Source organism: Actinoplanes palleronii, assembly GCF_016862315.1.
GTDB classification, from domain to species: domain Bacteria; phylum Actinomycetota; class Actinomycetes; order Mycobacteriales; family Micromonosporaceae; genus Actinoplanes; species Actinoplanes palleronii.
On sequence record NZ_BOMS01000013.1, the window covers coordinates 1 to 20,973 of the forward strand.

The window sequence follows — 20,973 nt, forward strand, 5'->3', positions numbered from 1 at the left end:
CCCCCCCCCGTCGCGCCACCACCCCGGCCAGCCACGAAGAGAAGCCAGCTCCACTCGCCAGAGAGAGCAGCCAGATCAGCCGCGGGTCTGGGTGGCTTCGCGGATTTGGCGCATCAGGGTCGCGGCTTCGGATTCGGGGCGGTCGGGGAACATGGCCAGGGCCAGGCTTCCGTGGTCGGCCCAGCCGCAGACCGGGAGGTCACCGGATTCGGTTTTGGTGGTGCCGCATTTCATGGTGCCGCCCAGTTTGCCGGCGGGGACCTCGTGCAGGTTGACGACCGCGCCCTGCTCGTCGGAGATGAGGCTGAACGAGGTGTCCAGGTCTTTGCCGGGGCTCCAGAAGAGCGTGGTGCCGCCGAAGAAGAGGACGTTTTTGCTCTCGCCGGCCGTATAGACGGCGCCGACGGTTTCGTCCAGGTCGACCTCGGCGGAGAGTGCGGTCTGCAGATAGTCCGCGGTGTCCTGGGCGTTCTGGCTGGTGTCGAGAGTCAGCTCACCGATCTGGGGCGGGAGCTTCAGAGTGGCGTCCGACTCGGAGCTGATCTGCCAGTAGAACCAGCCGAGGGCGGCGATGCCGGCGACACCGATGGCCAGCAGGGAACTCAGGACGAGGGTCCGGGTTCGGCGGCGGCCGCTGGTCATCGGGGTGGGGCCGGCGTCTTCCTGCTGGTCGTACCCCTGAATCTGATCTTGATCTTGGTTGTCGAGCAGGCTGAACGGGGTTTCCTGGATCTCGATCGGGTCCGCTGCGGGCTCGACATCGGCTGCGGGAGCCTCGGGTGCGCCGGCGAGATCGGGGACGGGAGCGACGGGAGGGGGCGTCTGCTGGCCGCGGTCCGACATCAGGTGAGCCTACCGTCATCCACAGGTGGGAGTGCGAATACCAGGTGCGGGCCGGGAATCCGTAGACTTGCGGGGTGACCGATGCATCCGATACCCGCACCCCCGACAGCCGGCCCACCGGTGGACTCTCCGCTCAGTACCAGCCGGGCGAGGTAGAGCAGCGGCGGTATGAGCGGTGGGTATCGGAGGGCTACTTCACCGCCGACCCCAAGAGTGACAAGCCGCCGTTCACCATCGTCATCCCGCCGCCGAACGTGACAGGCTCGCTGCACGTCGGCCACGCCCTCGACCACACCATTCAGGACACCCTGGTGCGCCTCAAGCGCATGCAGGGTTTCGAGGTGCTCTGGCTGCCCGGCATGGACCACGCCGGCATCGCCACCCAGAACGTGGTGGAGCGCAAGCTCGCCGATCTCCAGATGTCCCGGCACGACCTGGGCCGGGCGAAGTTCGTGGAGAAGGTCTGGGAGTGGAAGGCGGAGTCCGGCGGGGCGATCCTCGGCCAGATGCGCCGGCTCGGTGACTCGGTGGACTGGTCGCGGGAGCGTTTCACGATGGACGAGGGCCTGTCCCGCGCCGTCCAGACGATCTTCAAGCGACTGTACGACGACGACCTGATCTACCGCGCGAACCGGATCATCAACTGGTGCCCGCGCTGTCTCACCGCGCTCAGTGACATCGAGGTCGAGCACACCAACGATGAGGGTGAGCTGGTCTCGATCCGGTACGGCGAGGGTGAGAACGCCATCGTGGTGGCGACCACCCGGGCCGAGACGATGCTCGGTGACACCGCGGTGGCCGTGCACCCCGAGGACGAGCGCTACAAGCACCTGATCGGCACCGAGGTCGAGCTGCCGCTCACCGGCCGGCGCATCCCGATCGTCGCGGACGAGCACGTCGACCCGGCGTTCGGCACCGGCGCGGTGAAGGTGACCCCGGCGCACGACCCGAACGACTTCGAGATCGGCCAGCGGCACGACCTGCCCAGCCTGACCGTGATGGACGAGCGCGCGGTGATCACCGTCCCCGGCCCGTTCCAGGGCCTGGACCGGTACGAAGCACGTCCGGCGGTCGTCGCCGCGCTGCGTGCGCAGGGCCGGATCGTCGCCGAGAAGCGGCCGTACGAGCACTCGGTCGGCCACTGCTCGCGGTGCAAGACCACCGTCGAGCCGCGGCTCTCGCTGCAGTGGTTCGTCAACACCACCCCGCTAGCCAAGGCGGCCGGTGACGCGGTCCGGGACGGCCGGGTCGCGATCGAGCCGGCCGAGCTCTCCAAGCGGTATTTCGCCTGGGTCGACAACATGCACGACTGGTGCATCTCCCGCCAGCTCTGGTGGGGTCACCGCATCCCGGTCTGGTACGGGCCGAACGACGAGGTCATCTGCGTCGGACCCGACGAGGAGCCGCCGACCGGCGAGGGCTGGCGCCAGGACGAGGACGTGCTGGACACCTGGTTCTCCTCGGGCCTGTGGCCGTTCTCCACGCTGGGCTGGCCGGAGCGCACCGCCGAGCTGGAGAAGTTCTACCCGACCAGCGTGCTGGTCACCGGGTACGACATCCTCTTCTTCTGGGTCGCCCGGATGATGATGTTCGGCCTCTACGCGATGGACGGCGTGCAGCCCTTCAACGTCATCAACCTGCACGGCATGGTCCGCGACCAGTTCGGCAAGAAGATGTCGAAGTCGTTCGGCAACGTGGTCGACCCGCTGGACTGGATCGACAAGTACGGCGCCGACGCCACCCGGTTCACGCTGGCCCGCGGCGCCAACCCCGGCTCCGACGTGCCGATCAGCGAGGACTGGTGCCAGGGCTCCCGCAACTTCTGCAACAAGCTCTGGAACGCCACCCGGTTCGCGCTGATGAACGGCGCGACGGTGGAGGGCGACCTGCCCGCGCCGAGCGAGCTCAGCGCGATCGACAAGTGGATCCTGTCCCGCCTGCAGCACGTCGTGGCCGAGGTCAACGAGCAGTTCGACAGCTACGAGTACGCCAAGGTCTGCGACACGCTCTATCACTTCGCCTGGGACGACGTCTGTGACTGGTACGTCGAGCTCAGCAAGCCGGTGCTGGCGCAGGAGGACACCCCGGAGGCGGCGCGCACCCGGCGGGTCCTCGGCCACGTGCTGGACCAGCTGCTGCGCCTGCTGCACCCGGTCATCCCGTTCGTGACCGAGGAGCTGTGGATCGCGTTCACCGGCGGTGAGACGCTGACGTTCGCGACCTGGCCGTCGGTCGACTACGCGCTCGTCGACGACGCCGCCGAGGAGGAGCTGGCCGCGCTGCAGAAGGTGGTCACCGAGGTGCGCCGGTTCCGTGCCGACCAGGGCCTCAAGCCGAGCCAGCGGGTCTCCGCCGCGCTGACCGGCCTGGGCAACGTCGGGATCGACACGCACGAGCCGCTGATCCGTTCGCTGGCCCGGCTGAACACGCCGGCCGAGGACTTCACCGCGACCGCCACCCTGGCGGTGACCGGTGGGATCACCGTCGACCTGGACACCCGGGGCACCATCGACGTGGCCGCCGAGCGGGCCCGGCTGGTGAAGGACCGCGTGGGCGCCGAGAAGGAGGCCGCGCAGTGCCGGGCCAAGCTCGGCAACGAGGCGTTCATCGGCAAGGCGCCGGAGCAGGTGGTCACCAAGATCAAGGATCGGCTGGCCATCGCCGAGGCCGACCTGGTCCGGATCGCCGCCGCCCTCGACGCGCTGCCCGCGGCATGAGCGAGTACACCGAGGTCGAGGCCGCGCTCAACGAGCGCGGGTTCACCCGCATGGTCTTCGACATGCAGAAGATCCGGGATCTGATGGACGTGCTGGGCAGCCCGCAGCGGGCGTACCCGGCGATCCACCTGACCGGCACCAACGGCAAGACCAGCACGGCGCGCATGATCGACGCGCTGCTGCGGGCCTGTGGCCTGCACACCGGGCGATACACCAGCCCGCACCTGGAGACCGTCCGGGAGCGGATCAGCCTGGACGGTGACCCGGTCTCCGAGGAGCGGTTCGTCGCGACGTACCAGGAGGTCGCGCCGCTGGCCGACCTGATCGACGCGCGCAACACCGAGCCGCTCACCTACTTCGACATGACCACGGCGCTGGCCTACGCGACGTTCTCGGACGCGCCGGTCGACGTCGCGGTGGTCGAGGTGGGCCTGGGTGGCGAGGAGGACGCCACGAACGTCATCGACGCGGGCATCTGCGTGCTGACCCCGATCGGTCTCGACCACACCGAGTGGCTCGGCGACACCATCGAGGACATCGCCTGGGCCAAGGCCGGGATCATCCACAAGGGCGCCACCGTGATCACGGCGCTCCAGGAGGAGGACGCCCTCCGGCCGATCATGGAACGCTGCGCCGAGATGGACGCCACCCTGGCCCGGGAGGGCAGCGAGTTCGGGGTGGTGACGCGGACCCAGGCGGTGGGCGGCCAGGTGCTCGTCCTGCAGGGGCTCGGCGGTGTCTACGAAGAGGTCTTCCTGCCGCTGTTCGGCGCGCACCAGGCGCAGAACGCCGCGCTCGCGCTGGCCGCGGTCGAGGCGTTCCTCGGCGCCGGGCCGGACAAGCAGATCGATATCGACCTGATCCGCGAGGGCTTCGCGCAGGTGGACTCGCCGGGCCGGCTGGAGCGGGTGCGCAGCGCGCCGGCGATCCTGCTGGACGGCGCGCACAACCCGCACGGGATGGCCGCCACGGTGACCGCGCTGGAGGACGAGTTCAACTTCCGGCACATGGTCACGGTGCTCGCGGTGCTCGGCGACAAGGACGTGCCCGGCCTGCTCGACCTGCTCGAGCCGGTGTCCGCGCGGATCGTGGTGACGCAGAACAGCTCGCCGCGCTCGATGCCGGTCGCCGACCTGGCCGGGCTGGCGATCCAGGTGTTCGGTGAGGACCGGGTCTCGATCGCGGAGAACATGCCGGACGCCATCGAGGAGGCCGTCTTCCTCGCCGAGGACGACTCGTCCGGTGAGCTGAGCGGTGTCGGCGTGCTGATCACCGGCTCGGTGGTGACCGTCGCGGACGCGCGAAGGCTGCTCAAGCGATGAGCGAGCCGGAGAACACCACGATGCCGGCTGCGCCGGACGAGAACGCGACGCCGGCCGGGGGCGAGGAGGGCGGCGCGGTGCGGCGTTCCGGGCTTCGCAACCCCGAAGCAGCGGTACGAGGGCTGGGCTCGGGGACGCTCGCACTGGAAGCGATCGTGCTCCTGCTGGCCATCCAGCCGATCAAGATCCTGGGCGGTCACCTGAGCGGCTGGGGGATCGGGCTGGTGATCTCCCTGGCCGTGGTGGCGGCGGTGCTCGCCGGGAGCATGCGGCGCAGCTGGGCGTGGAACGCGGGGACGGCACTGCAGGTGGTGCTGCTCGCGGGCGGGTTCGCGCACTGGTCGCTGGCGGCACTCGGTGTGATCTTCGGGCTCGCGTGGGCGTATGCGACGTACGTACGGAAGTCGATTCTCGGCTGACCGCGGTCGTGAGCGGAAAGTAAGGGGAGCCACTCGGTGGCTCCCCTTACGCGTTTCAGGCTTCCGGGCGGATGGCGCGCCACTGGGTGATGGCGATGTTGTGGTTGTCCGGGTCGCGGAACGTGGCGGACCAGAGTTCCAGCTTGTCGCCGCGGTTGACCGGTCGCGGGGAGTGCACGAACTTGACGCCCTTCGCCTTCAGCTCGTCGTGCACCGCCTCGATGTCGCCCACCTCGAGGTTCAGGTAGATCAGGCGGCCGGCCTCCGAGGAGAGGTTGGGCACCGTGCGCAGCACGACCCGGGTGTCGCCGGAGGCCAGCACCGAGCTGCCCTCGCCGGTGTCGATCTCGTAGAAGCCGAGGGTGTCGCGGTAGAAGACGATCGAGCGGGCCAGCTGGGTGACCAGGATCGTGATGCCCACGCCGTGGATCGCGCCGGCCGGGCCGGGGCGGGCGCTGGGGTAGGCGGTGATCAGATCACCGGCGTGCTCGTCGGGTTCGCGGCGGCCGGAGAAGTCGCCCCAGGGGCTGCCGGTGGGCTTGGTGCTCTCGCCCTTGTCCGTTTCGCCGTCGGCCTCTGCCTCGGCCCCGGCCTCTGCCTTGGTTGCGGCCGGTGCCGCCGGCGTCTCGGGTGCGGCCGTGGCCGCCACCGTCTCGGGGCTGGGATCCGGCTCGGGGCCGGGATCCGTCTCGGTCTCGGTGGCCGGGGGCTCGTCGGCCGGGGGAGCCACGATGCCGGCGGCCATGGCGGGTGCGGCGGCGGGGGTGGCTTCCGGGGGTGTTTCCGGGTTCGGGTCCAGCGGGATGTCGATGTCGTCCGCGGGGAAGACCGGGCCGGACGAACGGGACGCGGTCGGTTCGGGCGCGGTGGGGAAGGGGCGGTCCGGGGCGGGCGCGGTCGGCGGTGCGGTGAGGGGGGTCGGGGTGACCGACACCGGAGGCGTGGTGGGCTCGGGGCGGGGCTGCGCCCGGTGGGTGGTCGGGGTGGGCTCGTGGCGGGTGGCGGCCGGCGGGTAGGCGCTGGCCGGGAACGCCATCGGCGGGTAGTCGGCGTGGCCCGGCTCGTCGGGCTGGGCCACGGGGGTGGACGAGGCCGGAGCCGGCTTCTCCGGCCGGGCCCACGGAGACGTCCGGCTCGGCGGGGACTTCGGCTCGGCCTGAGATGCCGCTTCTGCCTGAGGTGCCGCTTCTGCCTGGTGTGCCGCTTCTGCCTGGTGTGCCGGTTCGGTCCCGGGTGCCGGTTCGGTCCGGGGTGTCGGCTCGGCCGGGGGTGGCGGGGTGGTGCGGGCTGCCGAGGTGGTGGGTGCGGCCGGTGGCGGGCTGTCGTCGGGCTCGCCGGGCTGCGTGATGAAGCGGGTGCGGCCGGAGCGGGTCGGGCTCGGTGCCGGGCGGCCGGCGCTCGCCGGATCCGCGTCCGACGGGCTCGCCTGGGCTGCGGGCTCGGGCTTCGGGCTCGCCTGGGCTGCGGGCTCGGGCTTCGGGGTCGCCTGGGCTGCGGGCTCGGCGCCGGGGCCCGCCTGGTGCGGGACGGTGGGCGCGGAGGTTTTGGCGGTCCCGGTGGACGGAGCGGAGGCGGACGGGGTTGCCGGGGACGGTCCTGACCTGGCGGAGTCGGACGGGTCGTCGAGGGCCAGGTCGATCAGGGCGTCCGGGTCGGGGCTGGACTCGGTTGAGCTGCGCTGTGCGGGCGGACGGCCGGTGGGGGTGGACTCGTACGCCGGAGTGGTGGTTTCGGGGTCGACCGTTGCTGTCGCGGCGCCGGAGCGCTTGCGGGGGCTGGGTCGTGAGCCGGGCGGGCGGGGGCCGGTGATCCGGCTCGCGGCGGCACCGGTGGCCAGACCGGCGGCGAAGGCGGCCTCGGGCTGGTGGCCGGGCGCCTGAGGCTGTCGGCCGGTCGCCTCGGGCTGGTGGCCGGGCGCCTCAGGACCGGGCGGCGGCGAATACCCGGTGCCGGGCGAGTCGGTGGACGTGACCGATTCTGACCGCGTCGACGGCCGTCCCGGCGTGACCGGACCGGAGGCGGCACCGGACGACGCCGGCTGCTCGTACCCGGAAGGGGTGCTGGGTGAAGCGGACCTGGAGCTGCGGGGTGGGGTGGGCCCGGCGGTGGGTGGCGGTGGGTAGTCGGTGCCGTCCGGGACCGCGGCGGTGGGTGCCGCGGGTCCGGGCGGGGGCGGGAAGTCGAAGCCGTCCGGGGTGGTGGTGCGGCGGGCCGAGGTCGGTCCCGGCGGTGGTGGGTAGTCGTCGCCCAGCGTGGGAACGGACGGACCGGGCGGGGGCGGGTAGTCGTCGCCGGCTGCCGGACCGGCCGTGGCGGGCGGTGGCGGATAACTGGCGGACGGCCAGGCCTGTGACGACGCGCCGGAGCCGGGACGGCTGGTGGCGGTGCCGTTGGACGGCCGGTCGCGGGAGTCGGCACCGGACTCGGTGGAGGAATGACCCCGGGACGGGGAGACCGGCGCGTCGGCGTCGACGTTCCGCACCTGGGCGGTGGCCGGCGCAGGCTCGGAAGCCGCGGCCGGTGAACCGGTGGGTCCGGGAGCGCCCGGGGACACCGGGGAGCCGGGAGCGCCGGGGGAGACCGGCGAGGTGGCGCGGGGGTCGGCCGGGTCCGGGTCGAGAGGGTCGAAACCGACCGGATCGGTGGCTGCCGTGTCGAAGCCCGAGCGGGTCCCGTTGGCCGCCCGGCGGGGCAGCGGGGTGGCCTGCTCCCCGGTCCCGACCAGCTGTCCCTCGAGGATCGGCCCGTCCGGGGTGTCCCGGACCACGACCGGCGTGCTGGTCGGCTCGGTCTCGAAGTCGTTGTCGCGGCCCTCCCACGGGCCCGGCGCGACCGCGCTGAGCCCGGCGTCGTCCGCGTCGTCCGGGTCCTCGCCGAGGTCGGGCTGCACCTGCTGTGGCGGGTCGGCGCCCTCGTCGCGGGCCGGCGCGTCCTTCCAGTTGACCCGGACGCGACGGGTGTCGTCGACGTCGACCGTGATCGGCACGGTCGAGCCGATCGTCGGCCACTTCGCGACCGGCACCCGGCCGTCCCTGATCACCGACTCGGAGGTGCCCAGGCCGGGCGCCACCACGATGGCCCGGATCTCGGCACGGCCGTACGCCCCGGAGATCGGCGGCGCGCTGATGTCGACGACCTCCGCGTTGCCGGCCACCGTGGCGCGGCCGCCCCGGCGCACGTTGCCGACCATGGTGAGTGCGATGGCTATCGCCAGCACCACCAAGCCGAAGATCGCCACCGGCCAGCTCGCCAGGCCGAGACCGTAAACGATCACAAAGACCGCTATCGTGCCGATCACCGCCGCCACCAACTTGCGTGCCGGGGCGATGGGCCTGCCGGTCTGGTTCGCCACTGTGGACCTCCCGCTTCTCCCCGTCAGGTTATGGCCCGCCGGATGTTCCGCGAAAGTACGGCAGTCCGGGCATCGTCGCTCGCCGTCTCGGTGGTACCGATAGGCTGAACCTCAGGCGTGTCGGCCTGTCGTCTTCACGGAGGAACTACGTGTCCAGCACCACCGAGCGTTCGCTCGTCCTCATCAAGCCCGACGCGGTCAGCCGCGGCCTGCTCGGCGAGATTCTGTCCCGTTTCGAGGGTAAGGGCCTGGTCATCGAGGCGCTGGAGTTGCGCACGATGGATGCCGAACTGGCCGACCGGCACTACGCCGAGCACGTCGGCAAGGCGTTCTACCCGCCGCTGAAGGAGTTCATGACCAGCGGCCCGCTCGCCGCGGTGGTGCTCTCCGGCGACGAGGTGATCGACGTCGTGCGTGCCATGATCGGCGCGACCGACGGCCGCAAGGCGGCCGCCGGCACGATCCGGGGTGATCTCTCGCTGTCCAACCGGGAGAACCTGGTGCACGCGTCCGACTCGCCGGACAGCGCGAAGCGCGAGCTCGCGCTCTGGTTCCCGGCGCTCTGACCAGCCGGTTTACCTAGTCTCCAAACTGGCTCGGCGCCGCGACTCCGCCTCGAAGACCCGCAGCAGCACCGCGGCGAGCAGGGCGTATCCGGCGCCGACCAGCAGCTCCGTGCCCAGCGCGGGCGCGGCTGACGCGAGGCCGTGCCCGGCGGCGAGCAGCCGGGCGGCTTCCGCGGCGTGGGTGATCGGCAGGAACTGTCCGATGTCGGCCATCCACGGCGGCAGGTTCTCCCGGGGTACGTTCACACCGGTGAGCAGGAGCAGCAGCGCCGCTGAGACGTTCGACACCACCCAGACGTCCCGGAACCGCAGCCCCAGCGCGCCCAGCGTGAGCCCGAAGAACCCGCAGGCGAGCGAGCCGGCCGCCAGGGCGAGCGCGATCCCGGGCAGCGCGGCGGGCGGGATGCGCAGGCCGAGCATCAGGGTGCCCATCAGCAGGGTGAACGCGGCGATCAGCAGCCCGTTCCCGGCGTACGGCAGCACCCGCCCCCAGAAGATCACCGTGCGGCTGCGCGGCGAGAGCAGCACGTGCCCGAGCGTCCCGTAGCGCCGTTCGTTGGCGACCGCCATGGTGCCGCCGAAGACGCAGGCCGAGGACGCGGCGAGCACCGCGTTGCCGAGGATGAAGAACCCGTCGTCGGCGACACCCAGCTGCCGGCCCAGGTAGGCGAAGAAGAGCAGCTGGAAGGTGGGGCCGGCGAGCAGCGTGCCGACGTACATGGCGGGCGTGGTCCAGTTGAACAGGGCTCGGTAGGCGAGCAGGCCACCGACGCCGATGAGTCGCAGAGTCGTCATGACAGCGCCAGGGTTCCGGCCGCGCGGGCGCGGCGTTCGAACGAGGTCAGCAGGAACGCGCCGAGGATCAGGCAGGCCGTGCTGATGGCCAGGCAGATCCCGATCGAGGGCCAGACCGGGCCGCCGCTGGTGGCCTCCCGGAGCGCCCGTGCGCCCCAGGTGGTGGGCAGGACCGCGGCGATCGGCGCGGTCCAGGACGGCAGCACGCTGATCGGCACGAGCATCCCGGAGAGCAGCCAGATCGGGTAGTCGAGCGGGTTGGCCAGCGCGTTCGCGTTGCGGATCAGTACGAACGTGGACGCCAGCAGCAGCCCGAACATGCCGAGCCCGGCCACGCAGGCGAGCGCCGCGGCGAGGAACCGGAGCGGGTGCGCGAAGTCGAGCCGGATGCCGTAGATCAGCCGGCCCCAGAGCAGGGTGGCGAGCAGCGCGTAGGTGCCGGTGAGCGCGGTGGCGGCGGTGATCGGCAGGACCACCAGCACCGGGCGCCGGGGCGCCAGCATGATCATTTCCAGGGTGCCCTGCCAGCGCTGGTTCTGGATGGCGCCGCCGGAGCCGAAGAGCACCGACGACCAGACCCCCATCAGGCCGGCGCCGACCGCGGCCTCCAGCAGCCGGTGCGGCTCGTCGCCGGCCCGGAACAGGTAGACCGCCAGGGTGGCCTGCACCAGCGGGATGATCAGGGCGAGCGCGATCTCGAACGACGAGCGGCTGAGGTGCTTGGCGTGCATCAGCGTGCCGATCCCCAACGTGCGGACCGCGCTCATGCGGCGTTCACGATCGCCACGTACGCGTCCTCCAGCGTCGGTTCGCGGCTGTTCACCCGGCCCAGCCGGACCCCGGCCAGCTCGCGGAGCACGTCACCCTGCACGTCGACCCCCGCGTCCGACTGCACGGTCAGCAGCTGCAGCGCGCCCCGCTCCTCGAGCGCGGTCTCCCGTACGCCGGGCAGGTCGCGCAGGGCGGTGAGCGCGGTGGCCGGCACGCCGTACGCCTCGACCTCCACCACCCGCCGTCCGTCCGCACGCCGGCGCAGCTGTGCCGGGGTGCCGAGGGCCTGGATCCGCCCGTCGGCGATCACCGCGATCCGGTCGCAGAGCTCGTCCGCCTCGGCCATGTAGTGCGTGGTCAGCAGCACGGTGGTGCCGTTCGCGGCCAGGTCGGCCACGGTCCGGCGCAGTTCCCGGGCGGCCACCGGGTCGACCCCGATCGACGGCTCGTCGAGGAACAGCACCTCCGGCCGGTGCAGCAGGCCCCGGGCGATGTGCAGGCGCTGCCGCATGCCCCGGGAGTAGCCCTCGACCCGCTCGCGTTCCCGGCCGGTCAGCCCGACCAGCTCCAGCAGCTCGGCGATCCGGTGCCGCTGCTCGCGGGCCGGCACGGCGTACAGCTCGGCGAAGTAGCGCAGGTTGTCCAGCGCGGAGAGCCGGTCGTAGAGGCCGCGGTCGCCGCCGAAGACGTACCCGATCCGGCGCCGCACCTCGCGGGTCTCCCGGACCACGTCGAATCCGCGGATCCGGGCGGTGCCCGCGGTCGGGATCAACAGGGTGTTGAGCATCTTGATGGTGGTGGTCTTACCCGCGCCGTTCGGGCCGAGCAGGCCGAAGAGCTCGCCGCGGCGGACCGTGAGATCCACTCCGCGCACCGCCTCCACGGTCTCCCGCCGGGGGCGGATCCAGCCGGTGCGGGTCCGGTAGACCCGCCGCAGGCCCTCCGCCTCGATGGCGTATTCGCTGTCCATGCCGGAGAACCTAGGAAGCGGAGCCCGATCAGGAAACGAATTCGGAGATGCCCGAATCCCCGCCGAGAGAGATGCCCGAATCCCCGCCGATCAGGCTGACCAGTGCCGTCCCGGCCGGCTCCAGGCCGTAGAGGACCCGGCGCCCGGCCCGCCGCCGGTGCACCACCCCGGCCGCGAGCAGCGCGGACAGGTGCTCGGAGATCGTGCTCGGGGCCAGGCCCAGCACGGTGGCCAGCGCGGACGTGGTGGCCGGGGTGGTCAGGGCGCGCAGCACCGCAGCCCGGCCCCGGCCGACCAGGATGGCCAGCCGGTCGGTCTGCGCCCGGGTCACCGGCGCCGGCGTCTCGGCGAGCAGCGCCGAGCCACGGGACTGGTAGGTCACCATCACCACGTCCGGATGATCGGTGGAGCAGGTCAGCGCGCCGCGCGAGAAGATCAGCGGGACCAGCAGCAGCCGCTTGTCCACCGCCACGTGCGACTGGTCGAGCGGCTTGACCAGGGTGAGCACCGGCGGCTCCCAGCGGATCCGGTCGTGCAACCGGGCCAGCAGCGCGTCCGGTCCGTCGGCGGCCAGCGCCCGGGCCCGCAGCAGGACCTCCTCGTCGAGCGCGGCCCGCATGGCCGGCCAGTGCGGCGCGATCGCCGCGTCCCAGTAGGCGGCGAGCCCGCCGGCCAGCCGGTCCAGCGCGGCCTGCCGGTCGTCCCGGAACGGGCGCAGGAACTCCGGCAGGTCACCGTCCGGGTGGTATGTGGCGAACTGCTCGGCGATCACCTCGGCCGGGGTGGCCCGGAGCCGGTCCAGCTGCTCGGCGAACGTCGGCAGCGCGGTCTCCGGGACCGGGTCCAGGAAGTCCGGTGAGCTGGGCGGCAGCTGGAAATAGAGCGCGAGGGGCGCGGTCGCCGGTTCGGTCCGGAGGACCTCTCGGGCCCGGACCGCCCATGAGGTGTACGGCCACGGCGCCTCGGCGTGCCGGCGCAGCAGGTAGAGCCCGCAGACCAGCTCGCCCAGCGGGCTGATCGCGATGCGGGTGCGCGACAGCGTCGGCTCGTCCAGCTCGATCCGGATCACCGGGTGAAGTTTAGGGAACGGCCATCCCGAGGCCACTTCGGATCGATAGGCATCAGTCATGACGGCGATCTCACGACGGAATCTGTTGCGTGCCGGTATGGCCGGCGGCGTGGCCGGGGTGCTGCTCGAGGCCCCGGCGTTCTCCTCGGCCGGTAGCCGGCCGGTGCTCACCCACGGGGTGCAGAGCGGTGACGCCACCGCGGACTCGGCGGTGATCTGGGCGCGGGCGGACCGGCCCGGACGGCTCTGGGTGCAGGCCAGCCGGCGGCCCGACTTCCGCGGCTCGCGGGTGGTCCGCGGCCCGCTGGTCACCCCGGAGACCGGCCTGACCGGGAAGGTGCGGCTGCGCGGCCTGCCCGCCGGCGAGCAGATCTTCTACCGGGCCAAGGTGGAGAGCCTGGACCGGCCGGGACTGTTCGGGCTGCCGGTGGACGGGACGCTGCGCACCGCGCCCACCCGGCGCGCCGACATCCGCTTCGTCTGGACCGGTGACGTGGCCGGGCAGGGCTGGGGGATCGACCCGGCCCACGGCGGGATGAAGCTGTTCGAGTCGGCCCGGTTGCGCCGGCCGGATTTCTTCCTGCACAGCGGCGACACCGTGTACGCCGACGGCCCGCTGGCCGAGACGGTCACGCTGCCGGACGGGCGGATCTGGCGCAATCAGCTCACCGACGCCAAGCTCAAGGTCGCCGAGACGCTCGACGAGTACCGCGGGCAGTACGCGTACAACCTGCTGGACGACGCGTACAAGCGGTTCGTCGCGTCGGTGCCGCAGATCAACCAGTGGGACGACCACGAGGTGACGAACAACTGGTACCCGGGCGAGATCCTGGACGACGCGCGGTACACCGAGAAGCGGGTGGACGTGCTGGCGGCGCGGGCGCACCGGGCGTACCACGAGTGGACGCCGATCCCGTCGGCGAGCGGGCCGGTGTACCGGAAGATCGCGTACGGGCCGCTGCTCGACGTGTTCGTGCTGGACATGCGGACGTTCAAGGACGTCAACGACGGCAACACGTACGCCGACCGGGACCGTGGCCTGCTCGGCGCGCAGCAGCAGCGGTGGCTGATCGACGGGCTGCGGCACAGCCGGGCCACCTGGAAGGTGATCGCCAACGACCTGCCGATCGGCCTGGTCGTGCCGGACGGTGCGGCCGCGCAGGAGGGTGTCGGCCAGGGCGACCCGGGCGCGCCGGCCGGCCGCGAGATCGAGTTCGCCGAGGTGCTCCGGGCAGCGCACCGGCACGGCGTGACCGGGATCGTGTTCCTGACCGCGGACGTGCACTACACCGCCGCGCACCACTACGACCCGGCTCGGGCCGCGGTGCAGGACTTCACCCCGTTCTGGGAGTTCGTCTCGGGACCGGCGCACGCGGGCGCGTTCGGGCCGAACACGCTGGACGCGACGTTCGGGCCGGAGGCGGTCTACGTGCACGCCCCGCCGGTGGCGAACACCTCGCCGGCACAGGGCTACCAGCACTTCGGCGAGGTGGAGATCGACGGGCGGTCCGGCGCGCTCACGGTCCACCTGCGTGACCGCGACGGCGCCGCCCTCTGGTCCACGACCCTGCATCCGTAACCGCTCCGGCGGGGCCTCAGGGGTGTCTCACGTCGCGTGAGACACCCCTGAGAGCCAGCCGGCGACCCGGTGGCCGGAATGCGGATGAGGGAATCCGGGGGTGGCCGGTATCGTTGTCGGGACGCAGGCGACGAACCGGCCATCACCGGGGAGCCACCGGAGGAACGAGCTACGGCTCCAGTAGAACCGGGCGGACCGGCACGCGCGACAGCCGGCGAATGAGCGGGCTTCCCTCACCGGGGGAGTCAAGCGAGGTGGTACCGCGGGCCATGCGCTCGTCCTCGCAGTCACCACGATGACTGTTCGAGGAGCACCTGATGTATCCGCAACACACTGACGCGTCCGGCGTGCCGGCGTCGCCGGACCTGCCCGCGGTCGAGCGCGCCGTCCTGGAGTTCTGGGCGCAGGACAAGACCTTCGAGGCCTCGGTCGAGCAGCGCCCGGCCGGCGACGACGGCGCCAACGAGTACGTCTTCTACGACGGCCCGCCGTTCGCCAACGGCCTGCCGCACTACGGCCACCTGTTCACCGGGTACGTCAAGGACCTGGTGCCGCGCTATCAGACGATGCGCGGCAAGCACGTGGAGCGCCGGTTCGGCTGGGACACCCACGGGATGCCGGCCGAGATCGAGGCCGAGAAGCAGCTCGGCCTGACGAGCAAGGCGCAGATCGTCGAGCTGGGCATCGACAAGTTCAACGAGGCCTGCCGGACCTCGGTGCTCGCCTACACCAAGGACTGGGAGGGGTACGTCACCCGCCAGGCCCGGTGGGTGGACTTCGCGAACGACTACAAGACCCTCGACCCCAGTTACATGGAGTCGGTCATGTGGGCGTTCAAGACCCTGCACGAGAAGGGCCTGGTGTACGAGGGGTTCCGCGTCCTCGCGTACTGCTACCGGTGTGAGACGCCGCTCTCGAACACCGAGACGCGGATGGACGACGTCTATCGGGACCGGACGGATCCCGCGCTGACGGTGAAGTTCCGGCTCGACACCGGCGAGGACATCGCGGTGTGGACGACCACGCCGTGGACGCTGCCGTCGAACTTGGCGCTGGCTGTCGGCCCGGACATCGATTACGCGGTTTTATCCGATGGATCAGGGCAAAAGCTGCTGATGGGCGAGGCGCGAGTGGGCGCTTACGCCAAGGAGTTGGAGGGGTTCGAGCAGGTCGCTGTAGTGAAAGGGCGCGATCTTGTCGGCCGCCGCTACACCCCGCTCTTCGACTTCCTCCTCGAGCCCGCCGGGGAGAACGCCTTCCAGGTGCTCGGCGCGGACTTCGTGACCACCGAGGACGGCACCGGTGTCGTCCACATGGCGCCCGCCTTCGGTGAGGACGACCAGAACGCCTGCCTCGCGGCCGGGATCCCGACCGTGGTCACCGTGGACGAGGCGACCCGGTTCACCTCGCTGGTGCCGGACTTCCAGGGGCTGCAGGTCTTCGACGCCAACAAGCCGGTGACCGCGGCGCTCAAAGCGCGCGGCGTGGTGCTGCGGCACGAGGGGTACACGCACTCGTACCCGCACTGCTGGCGTTGCGACACCCCGCTGGTCTACAAGGCGGTGTCGTCCTGGTTCGTGGCGGTGACCAAGTTCCGGGACCGGATGGTCGAGCTGAACCAGGAGATCACCTGGACGCCGGCGCACATCAAGGACGGCTCGTTCGGCAAGTGGCTGTCGAACGCCCGGGACTGGTCGATCTCCCGCAACCGGTTCTGGGGCTCGCCGATCCCGGTGTGGAAGTCGGACGACCCGGCGTACCCGCGGGTGGACGTCTACGGCTCGTTCGAACAGATGGAGCGCGACTTCGGGGTCGCGGTCACCGACCTGCACCGGCCGTACGTGGACGACCTGACCCGGCCCAACCCGGACGACCCGACCGGGCAGTCCACCATGCGCCGGGTGCCCGAGGTGCTGGACTGCTGGTTCGAGTCCGGCTCGATGCCGTTCGCGCAGGTGCACTACCCGTTCGAGAACAAGGACTGGTTCGAGCACCACTACCCGGGTGACTTCATCGTGGAGTACATCGGGCAGACCCGCGGCTGGTTCTACACCATGCACGTGCTGGCCACCGCACTGTTCGACCGGCCGGCGTTCCGCAACTGCCTGAGCCACGGCATCCTGCTCGGCGAGGACGGGCGCAAGATGTCCAAGTCGCTGCGCAACTACCCGGACGTCCACCGGGCGTTCGACACCTACGGATCCGACGCGATGCGCTGGATGCTGATGTCCTCACCGGTGCTGCGCGGCGGCGACATGCCGGTGACCGAGACGGCCATCCGGGACTCGGTCCGGCAGGTGCTGCTGCCGCTCTGGAACGTCTGGTACTTCTTCAGCCTCTACGCCAACGCGGCGAACCACGTCGCAACGACGCGGACGGACTCCCCGCACCTGCTCGACCGGTACATCCTCGCCAAGACCGGTGAGCTGATCGAGCAGACCCAGCAGCAACTGGACGGCTACGACATCTCCGGTGCCGCCGGCAGCGTCCGGAGCTACCTCGACGCCCTGACCAACTGGTACGTCCGCCGCTCCCGGGACCGGTTCTGGGCCGGCGACGCCGACGCGTTCGACACCCTGGCCACCGTCCTCGAGACGCTCTGCCGGGTGGTGGCGCCGCTCGCGCCACTGACCGCGGAAGAGGTCTGGCGCGGCCTGACCGGCGGCCGTTCGGTGCACCTGACCGACTGGCCGGCCGCGGACGCGTTCCCGGCCGACCGCGAGCTGGTCGCCTCGATGGACGCGATCCGGGACGTGGCGTCGGCGGCGCTGTCGCTGCGCAAGGCCAAGGGGCTGCGGGTCCGGCTGCCGCTGGCCACGATGACCGTTGCTTCGAAAGACAGCGGGAGTCTCAAAAATCTCGGTGACCTGCTCAAGGACGAGGTGAACGTCAAGGACGTGGTCTTCACCGACGACGTGGCCGCGTACTGCCGGCAGGTGCTGACCGTGGTGCCCCGGGCGCTCGGCCCGCGGGTCGGCAAGCAGGTCCAGCAGGTGATCAAGGCGGTCAAGTCCGGTGACTGGGAGCTGGTCGACGGCGCGCCGGTCGCGGCCGGCATCACCCTGGCCGAGGGCGAGTACGAGCTGAAGCTGGTCGCCTCGGACGCGGCGAACTCCGCCCCGCTGCCGGCCGGCGCCGGTGTGGTCGTGCTGGACGCCACGGTCACCCCGGAACTGGCCGCCGAGGGCGTGGCCCGGGACGTGATCCGGGTCGTGCAGCAGGCCCGCCGGGACGCCGACCTGGACGTCTCGGACCGGATCGCGCTGGTGCTGTCGGCGTCGCCGGCGGTCCGGGACGCGGTCGAGGCGCACCACGAGTTCGTCGCCGGTGAGACCCTGGCCACGTCCCTGACCTACGGCGACACCACCGGGTTCGCCGGCGAGGTCGGCGACGGTGAGCAGGTGACGGTGTCCGTCCTCGCAATGTGACATAACCGACTGGCCCGGATGTTCGTCGGAAGCGGCGAATGTCCGGGCGACCGGCAAGATCAATAGTCCACGGCGGGCTCGCGTCCGTTAACCTCTCTTCACCCCACATCTTTCGTTGTACTGGTCTTTCGGAGGACGAGTTGCCGCTGATCTACACGATCGGCAAGCTCACTGTCGGCACGACGCTGATGGTGGGATGGAAGCCGCGTATCGAAGGTCTTGAACACCTGCCGAAGACCGGCGGGGCGATCTTCGCGGGGAACCACCTGTCGGTCGCCGACGAGCTCTTCCTCGGCGCCGCGGTGCCGAGGCACCTGGCGTTCTGGGCCAAGTCCGACTACTTCGTGGGCAAAGGCGTGAAGGGTTTCTTCTCGCGCAAACTGATGGAGGGTCTCGGCGCGATCCGGGTCGAGCGGGCCGGCGGGCGGGCCGCGCTCACCGCGTTCGACGCCGCGATCCCGGCGCTCAAGGGCGGCGACTTCGTCGCGGTCTACCCCGAAGGCACCCGGTCACCGGACGGCAAGCTCTACCGCGGCCGCACCGGCGTGGCCCGGCTGGCGGTCGCGGCCGGCGTCCCGATCATCCCGGTCGGCATGCTCGGCACCGACGTGGTGCAGCCGATCGGCCGGCTGGCACCGAAACTGATGCGCGGCACCGTGACGATCAAGTTCGGCAAGCCGATCGAGACGATCGGCCGGGGCGACGACCGGACCTCGCTGCGCGAGCTCACCGACCAGGTGATGGGCGAGATCCAGCGGCTGACCGGCCAGGAGTACATCCCGCGTTACGCCCCCAAGCGCCCCGAATGACGCTCAGGCCCCGAACTGCGGGCTGAGCATCTCGCCGCGCAACCTGGCCACCAGCTTCGCGCTCTCCGCGACCGATCGCCGGGTGAGCAGGACGGTGGCCATGCTGCCGTGGTCGGCCCAGGTGCAGATCACCGTGGACGTCCCGTTCAGCCGGCCGGTGCCGCAGCTCTCGTGCGCGCCGAACTCGTCGATCGGGTAGTCCTGGACGTCGGTCAGCTTCGCGTCGCCGGCGATCCGGCCCAGCTGGCTTGTCACGTCCGAGTCGGGGGTGAAACGCCAGCCGGTGACGCCGTAGACGGTGACCCGTTTGCCGCTGTCGTCGCCGTAGACGCCGGCGAACGCGTCACCGATCGAGTCCGCCGCGTCCAGCTGACCGGCCAGCCGCTCGATCGCGCGCTGACTGGCGTCGTCGATCCGGAGCCGCAGGTCGCCGATCCGGTCCGGCAGCTCGGCGGTGGCCGGGAACTGGGCCAGGGTGGGCCATCTGTCGTACGCGAGGGGCGCCCCGAACCACAGACCGGCCAGGACCGCGACGACCAGCAGCAAGCGGCGAAGACGGCGGCGCTTGCGGCGCGGCCGGGGCGGTGACCACGGCGGCGCCGGGCGTGCGGCGACCGGTGGGCGCGGCTGGACCGGGACCCGGCTCGGCGCCGGCGCGGTCGTCGGCTTGCGGAACCAGCCGCGGCGCACGGCCGATGCCGGACCGCTGCCACTCACCGGCGGCGGCTGACTCCCGGGAGCCGGACCGGCAGGCGACTTCGGGGGTACGGCGGTCGGCGCGACCTGGCCGGCCTTGGCCTTCGCGGCCAGCGCGTCGACGAGCGCCCGGATCTTCTCGGGCAGCTCCACCTTCACCGGCTCGGCGGAGGGCCGGGCGGCCGGAGCGGCAGCGCCCGGAGCAGCGGCGGCCGGCGCGGAAGCGGCAGTAGGCGCGTCGATCCGGGTCGGCGGCATCGGCTCGACCGGCGGCGTGTCCCAGCGGGTCGGCGGCATGTCGGCGGGCGCCGGCGCGGTCAGGTGCTCGGTGGTCCAGACCGGAGTGTCCTGCCCGGCCCACGGGTCCACCGCGGGCACCGTGGCCCAGTAGTCCTCCACCGGCTGCGGTTCCCCGCTGATCCGATCGGCCACACGATGCCAGAACGACCTGCGCGGCCCGACCTTCGGCACCGGGGCGGCGCCGCTCCACCGCGACGGCAGCGCGCCGGTCGGCGGCTCGTCGGAGGAGCCGGGCACACGGGTCGGGTCGGTCAGACCGACCGCCGGAGTGGTGTCTCCGGAGTGAACGTCAGCCATTGTTTTCGATCTCCTTCCGCCGGCCGGGAGCGAGCGTCTTCAACCAGGTTAGGGACGGTGTGCCAGGTGGGCACGAGATGCGAATCCGACCAGCTTGCACGAATGGCGGACAACGGGGGCGATGTGCGAAACGCTCCGGAGTCGTATGGTTACCCGGACTTCACATCCGGCCCCGTGGGTGACACCTCTCACTCCTCACGCGCGGGACCCGTCACGTGTTCTGGGGAGGGCGCGCGCCGCATGGGGACCACGCAGAGAAACGCCGTCACGATGTCCGGCCGGGAGTCCGGCCAGCCGATGCTCTTCGCGCACGGGTACGGCTGTGACCAGAACATGTGGCGGCTGGTTACCCCGGCGTTCGCCGGCACACACCGGATCGTGAGCTTCGATCACGTCGGTAACGGCAAGTCGGATCTGACCGCGTACGACGACGCGAAGTACGCCAGCCTCGACGGGTACGCCACCGACGTCCTGGAGATCGTGCACGAGCACGACCTGCACGACGTGGTCTTCGTCGGCCACTCGGTGAGCTCGATGATCGGCCTGCTGGCCGCGGTCCGCGAGCCGGAGCGGTTCGCCGGCGTGGTGATGATCGGCCCGTCCCCGCGCTACATCAACGACGAGGCGGCCGGCTACGTCGGCGGCTTCGGGCGCGAGGACATCGACCAGATGCTGGTGTCGCTGGACAGCAACTTCCTGGGCTGGTCCAGCGTGATGGCGCCGGTGATCATGGGTAACCCGGAGCGGCCGGAGCTGGGCGAGGAGCTGACCAACTCGTTCTGCCGGACCGACCCGGAGATCGCCAAGAAGTTCGCCCGGGTCACGTTCCTCTCCGACAACCGGGACGATCTGCCCAAGATGCGGGTGCCCTCGCTGGTCCTGCAGTGCTCGGACGACGTGATCGCCCCGAGCGTGGTCGGTGAGTACGTCCACAAGAACACCCCGCAGAGCACGTTCGCCGCGCTGAACGCTACGGGGCACTGTCCGAACCTGAGCGCACCGGAGGAGACGGTTGACGCGATCAAGTCCTGGTTGTAGAC

At 71.3% G+C, this 20,973-nt stretch carries 15 protein-coding genes; 8 read left to right on the forward strand and 7 right to left on the reverse strand.

What is annotated here, in order from left to right:
- Window positions 1–75: 75 nt before the first annotated feature.
- Entirely contained in the window at window positions 76–843 is a 768-nt protein-coding gene (locus Apa02nite_RS03365) for a hypothetical protein (protein ID WP_203823794.1), read from the reverse strand.
- 74 nt (window positions 844–917) lie between these two features.
- Here Apa02nite_RS03365 and Apa02nite_RS03370 point away from each other — a divergent pair, with 74 nt between their 5' ends.
- From Apa02nite_RS03370 to Apa02nite_RS03380, 3 genes are read left to right on the forward strand one after another with little or no spacing between them, the layout of a single operon-like run.
- A complete protein-coding gene (locus Apa02nite_RS03370; RefSeq protein ID WP_203823795.1) occupies window positions 918–3,560 on the forward strand; it encodes a valine--tRNA ligase in 2,643 nt (880 codons plus the stop codon).
- On the forward strand, window positions 3,557–4,882 hold the full coding sequence (locus tag Apa02nite_RS03375; RefSeq protein ID WP_203823796.1) for a bifunctional folylpolyglutamate synthase/dihydrofolate synthase: 1,326 nt from the start codon (window positions 3,557–3,559) through the stop codon (window positions 4,880–4,882). The genes Apa02nite_RS03370 and Apa02nite_RS03375 overlap by 4 nt, the downstream gene beginning before the upstream one ends.
- The gene (locus Apa02nite_RS03380; protein WP_373872816.1) at window positions 4,879–5,301 is read left to right on the forward strand and encodes a DUF4233 domain-containing protein; all 423 of its coding nucleotides are present in this window, start codon (window positions 4,879–4,881) and stop codon (window positions 5,299–5,301) included. The genes Apa02nite_RS03375 and Apa02nite_RS03380 overlap by 4 nt, the downstream gene beginning before the upstream one ends.
- Window positions 5,302–5,356: 55 nt before the next feature.
- Here the strand turns inward: Apa02nite_RS03380 and Apa02nite_RS03385 are convergent, their stop codons facing one another.
- Window positions 5,357–8,599: a VOC family protein gene (locus Apa02nite_RS03385; RefSeq protein ID WP_203823797.1), complete on the reverse strand. Its 3,243-nt coding sequence runs from the start codon at window positions 8,597–8,599 to the stop codon at window positions 5,357–5,359.
- 203 nt (window positions 8,600–8,802) lie between these two features.
- Here Apa02nite_RS03385 and ndk point away from each other — a divergent pair, with 203 nt between their 5' ends.
- A complete protein-coding gene (gene ndk, locus Apa02nite_RS03390; RefSeq protein WP_203823798.1) occupies window positions 8,803–9,219 on the forward strand; it encodes a nucleoside-diphosphate kinase in 417 nt (138 codons plus the stop codon).
- Between the two features lie 9 nt (window positions 9,220–9,228).
- Here the strand turns inward: ndk and Apa02nite_RS03395 are convergent, their stop codons facing one another.
- The 4 genes from Apa02nite_RS03395 to Apa02nite_RS03410 are packed head-to-tail and all read right to left on the reverse strand — an operon-like array spanning window position 9,229 to window position 12,824.
- Entirely contained in the window at window positions 9,229–10,014 is a 786-nt protein-coding gene (locus Apa02nite_RS03395; protein ID WP_203823799.1) for an ABC transporter permease, read from the reverse strand.
- Window positions 10,011–10,781, reverse strand: a complete 771-nt coding sequence (locus tag Apa02nite_RS03400) for an ABC transporter permease (protein ID WP_203823800.1) — start codon at window positions 10,779–10,781, stop codon at window positions 10,011–10,013. Before Apa02nite_RS03400 ends, Apa02nite_RS03395 begins: the two co-directional genes overlap by 4 nt.
- Window positions 10,778–11,755 (reverse strand): ABC transporter ATP-binding protein, encoded by a 978-nt coding sequence (locus Apa02nite_RS03405; protein WP_239164096.1) that lies wholly within the window; start codon window positions 11,753–11,755, stop codon window positions 10,778–10,780. Before Apa02nite_RS03405 ends, Apa02nite_RS03400 begins: the two co-directional genes overlap by 4 nt.
- 28 nt (window positions 11,756–11,783) lie before the next feature.
- On the reverse strand, window positions 11,784–12,824 hold the full coding sequence (locus tag Apa02nite_RS03410; protein WP_203823801.1) for an ArsR/SmtB family transcription factor: 1,041 nt from the start codon (window positions 12,822–12,824) through the stop codon (window positions 11,784–11,786).
- Between the two features lie 58 nt (window positions 12,825–12,882).
- Here Apa02nite_RS03410 and Apa02nite_RS03415 point away from each other — a divergent pair, with 58 nt between their 5' ends.
- From Apa02nite_RS03415 to Apa02nite_RS03425, 3 genes are all read left to right on the forward strand, one after another.
- The gene (locus Apa02nite_RS03415; protein ID WP_203823802.1) at window positions 12,883–14,403 is read left to right on the forward strand and encodes an alkaline phosphatase D family protein; all 1,521 of its coding nucleotides are present in this window, start codon (window positions 12,883–12,885) and stop codon (window positions 14,401–14,403) included.
- A gap of 314 nt (window positions 14,404–14,717) precedes the next feature.
- A complete protein-coding gene (gene ileS / locus Apa02nite_RS03420) occupies window positions 14,718–17,831 on the forward strand; it encodes an isoleucine--tRNA ligase (RefSeq protein ID WP_373872820.1) in 3,114 nt (1,037 codons plus the stop codon).
- 140 nt (window positions 17,832–17,971) lie between these two features.
- A complete protein-coding gene (locus Apa02nite_RS03425; RefSeq protein WP_203823804.1) occupies window positions 17,972–18,640 on the forward strand; it encodes a lysophospholipid acyltransferase family protein in 669 nt (222 codons plus the stop codon).
- A gap of 3 nt (window positions 18,641–18,643) precedes the next feature.
- On the opposite strand, the gene Apa02nite_RS03430 is transcribed toward Apa02nite_RS03425, so the two are convergent.
- Window positions 18,644–19,933 (reverse strand): hypothetical protein, encoded by a 1,290-nt coding sequence (locus Apa02nite_RS03430; RefSeq protein ID WP_203823805.1) that lies wholly within the window; start codon window positions 19,931–19,933, stop codon window positions 18,644–18,646.
- Window positions 19,934–20,173: 240 nt separating this feature from the next.
- Between Apa02nite_RS03430 and Apa02nite_RS03435 the strand changes: the two genes are divergently transcribed.
- Window positions 20,174–20,971, forward strand: coding sequence for an alpha/beta fold hydrolase (locus tag Apa02nite_RS03435; RefSeq protein ID WP_203823806.1), 798 nt, complete (start codon window positions 20,174–20,176; stop codon window positions 20,969–20,971).
- Window positions 20,972–20,973: the final 2 nt, after the last annotated feature.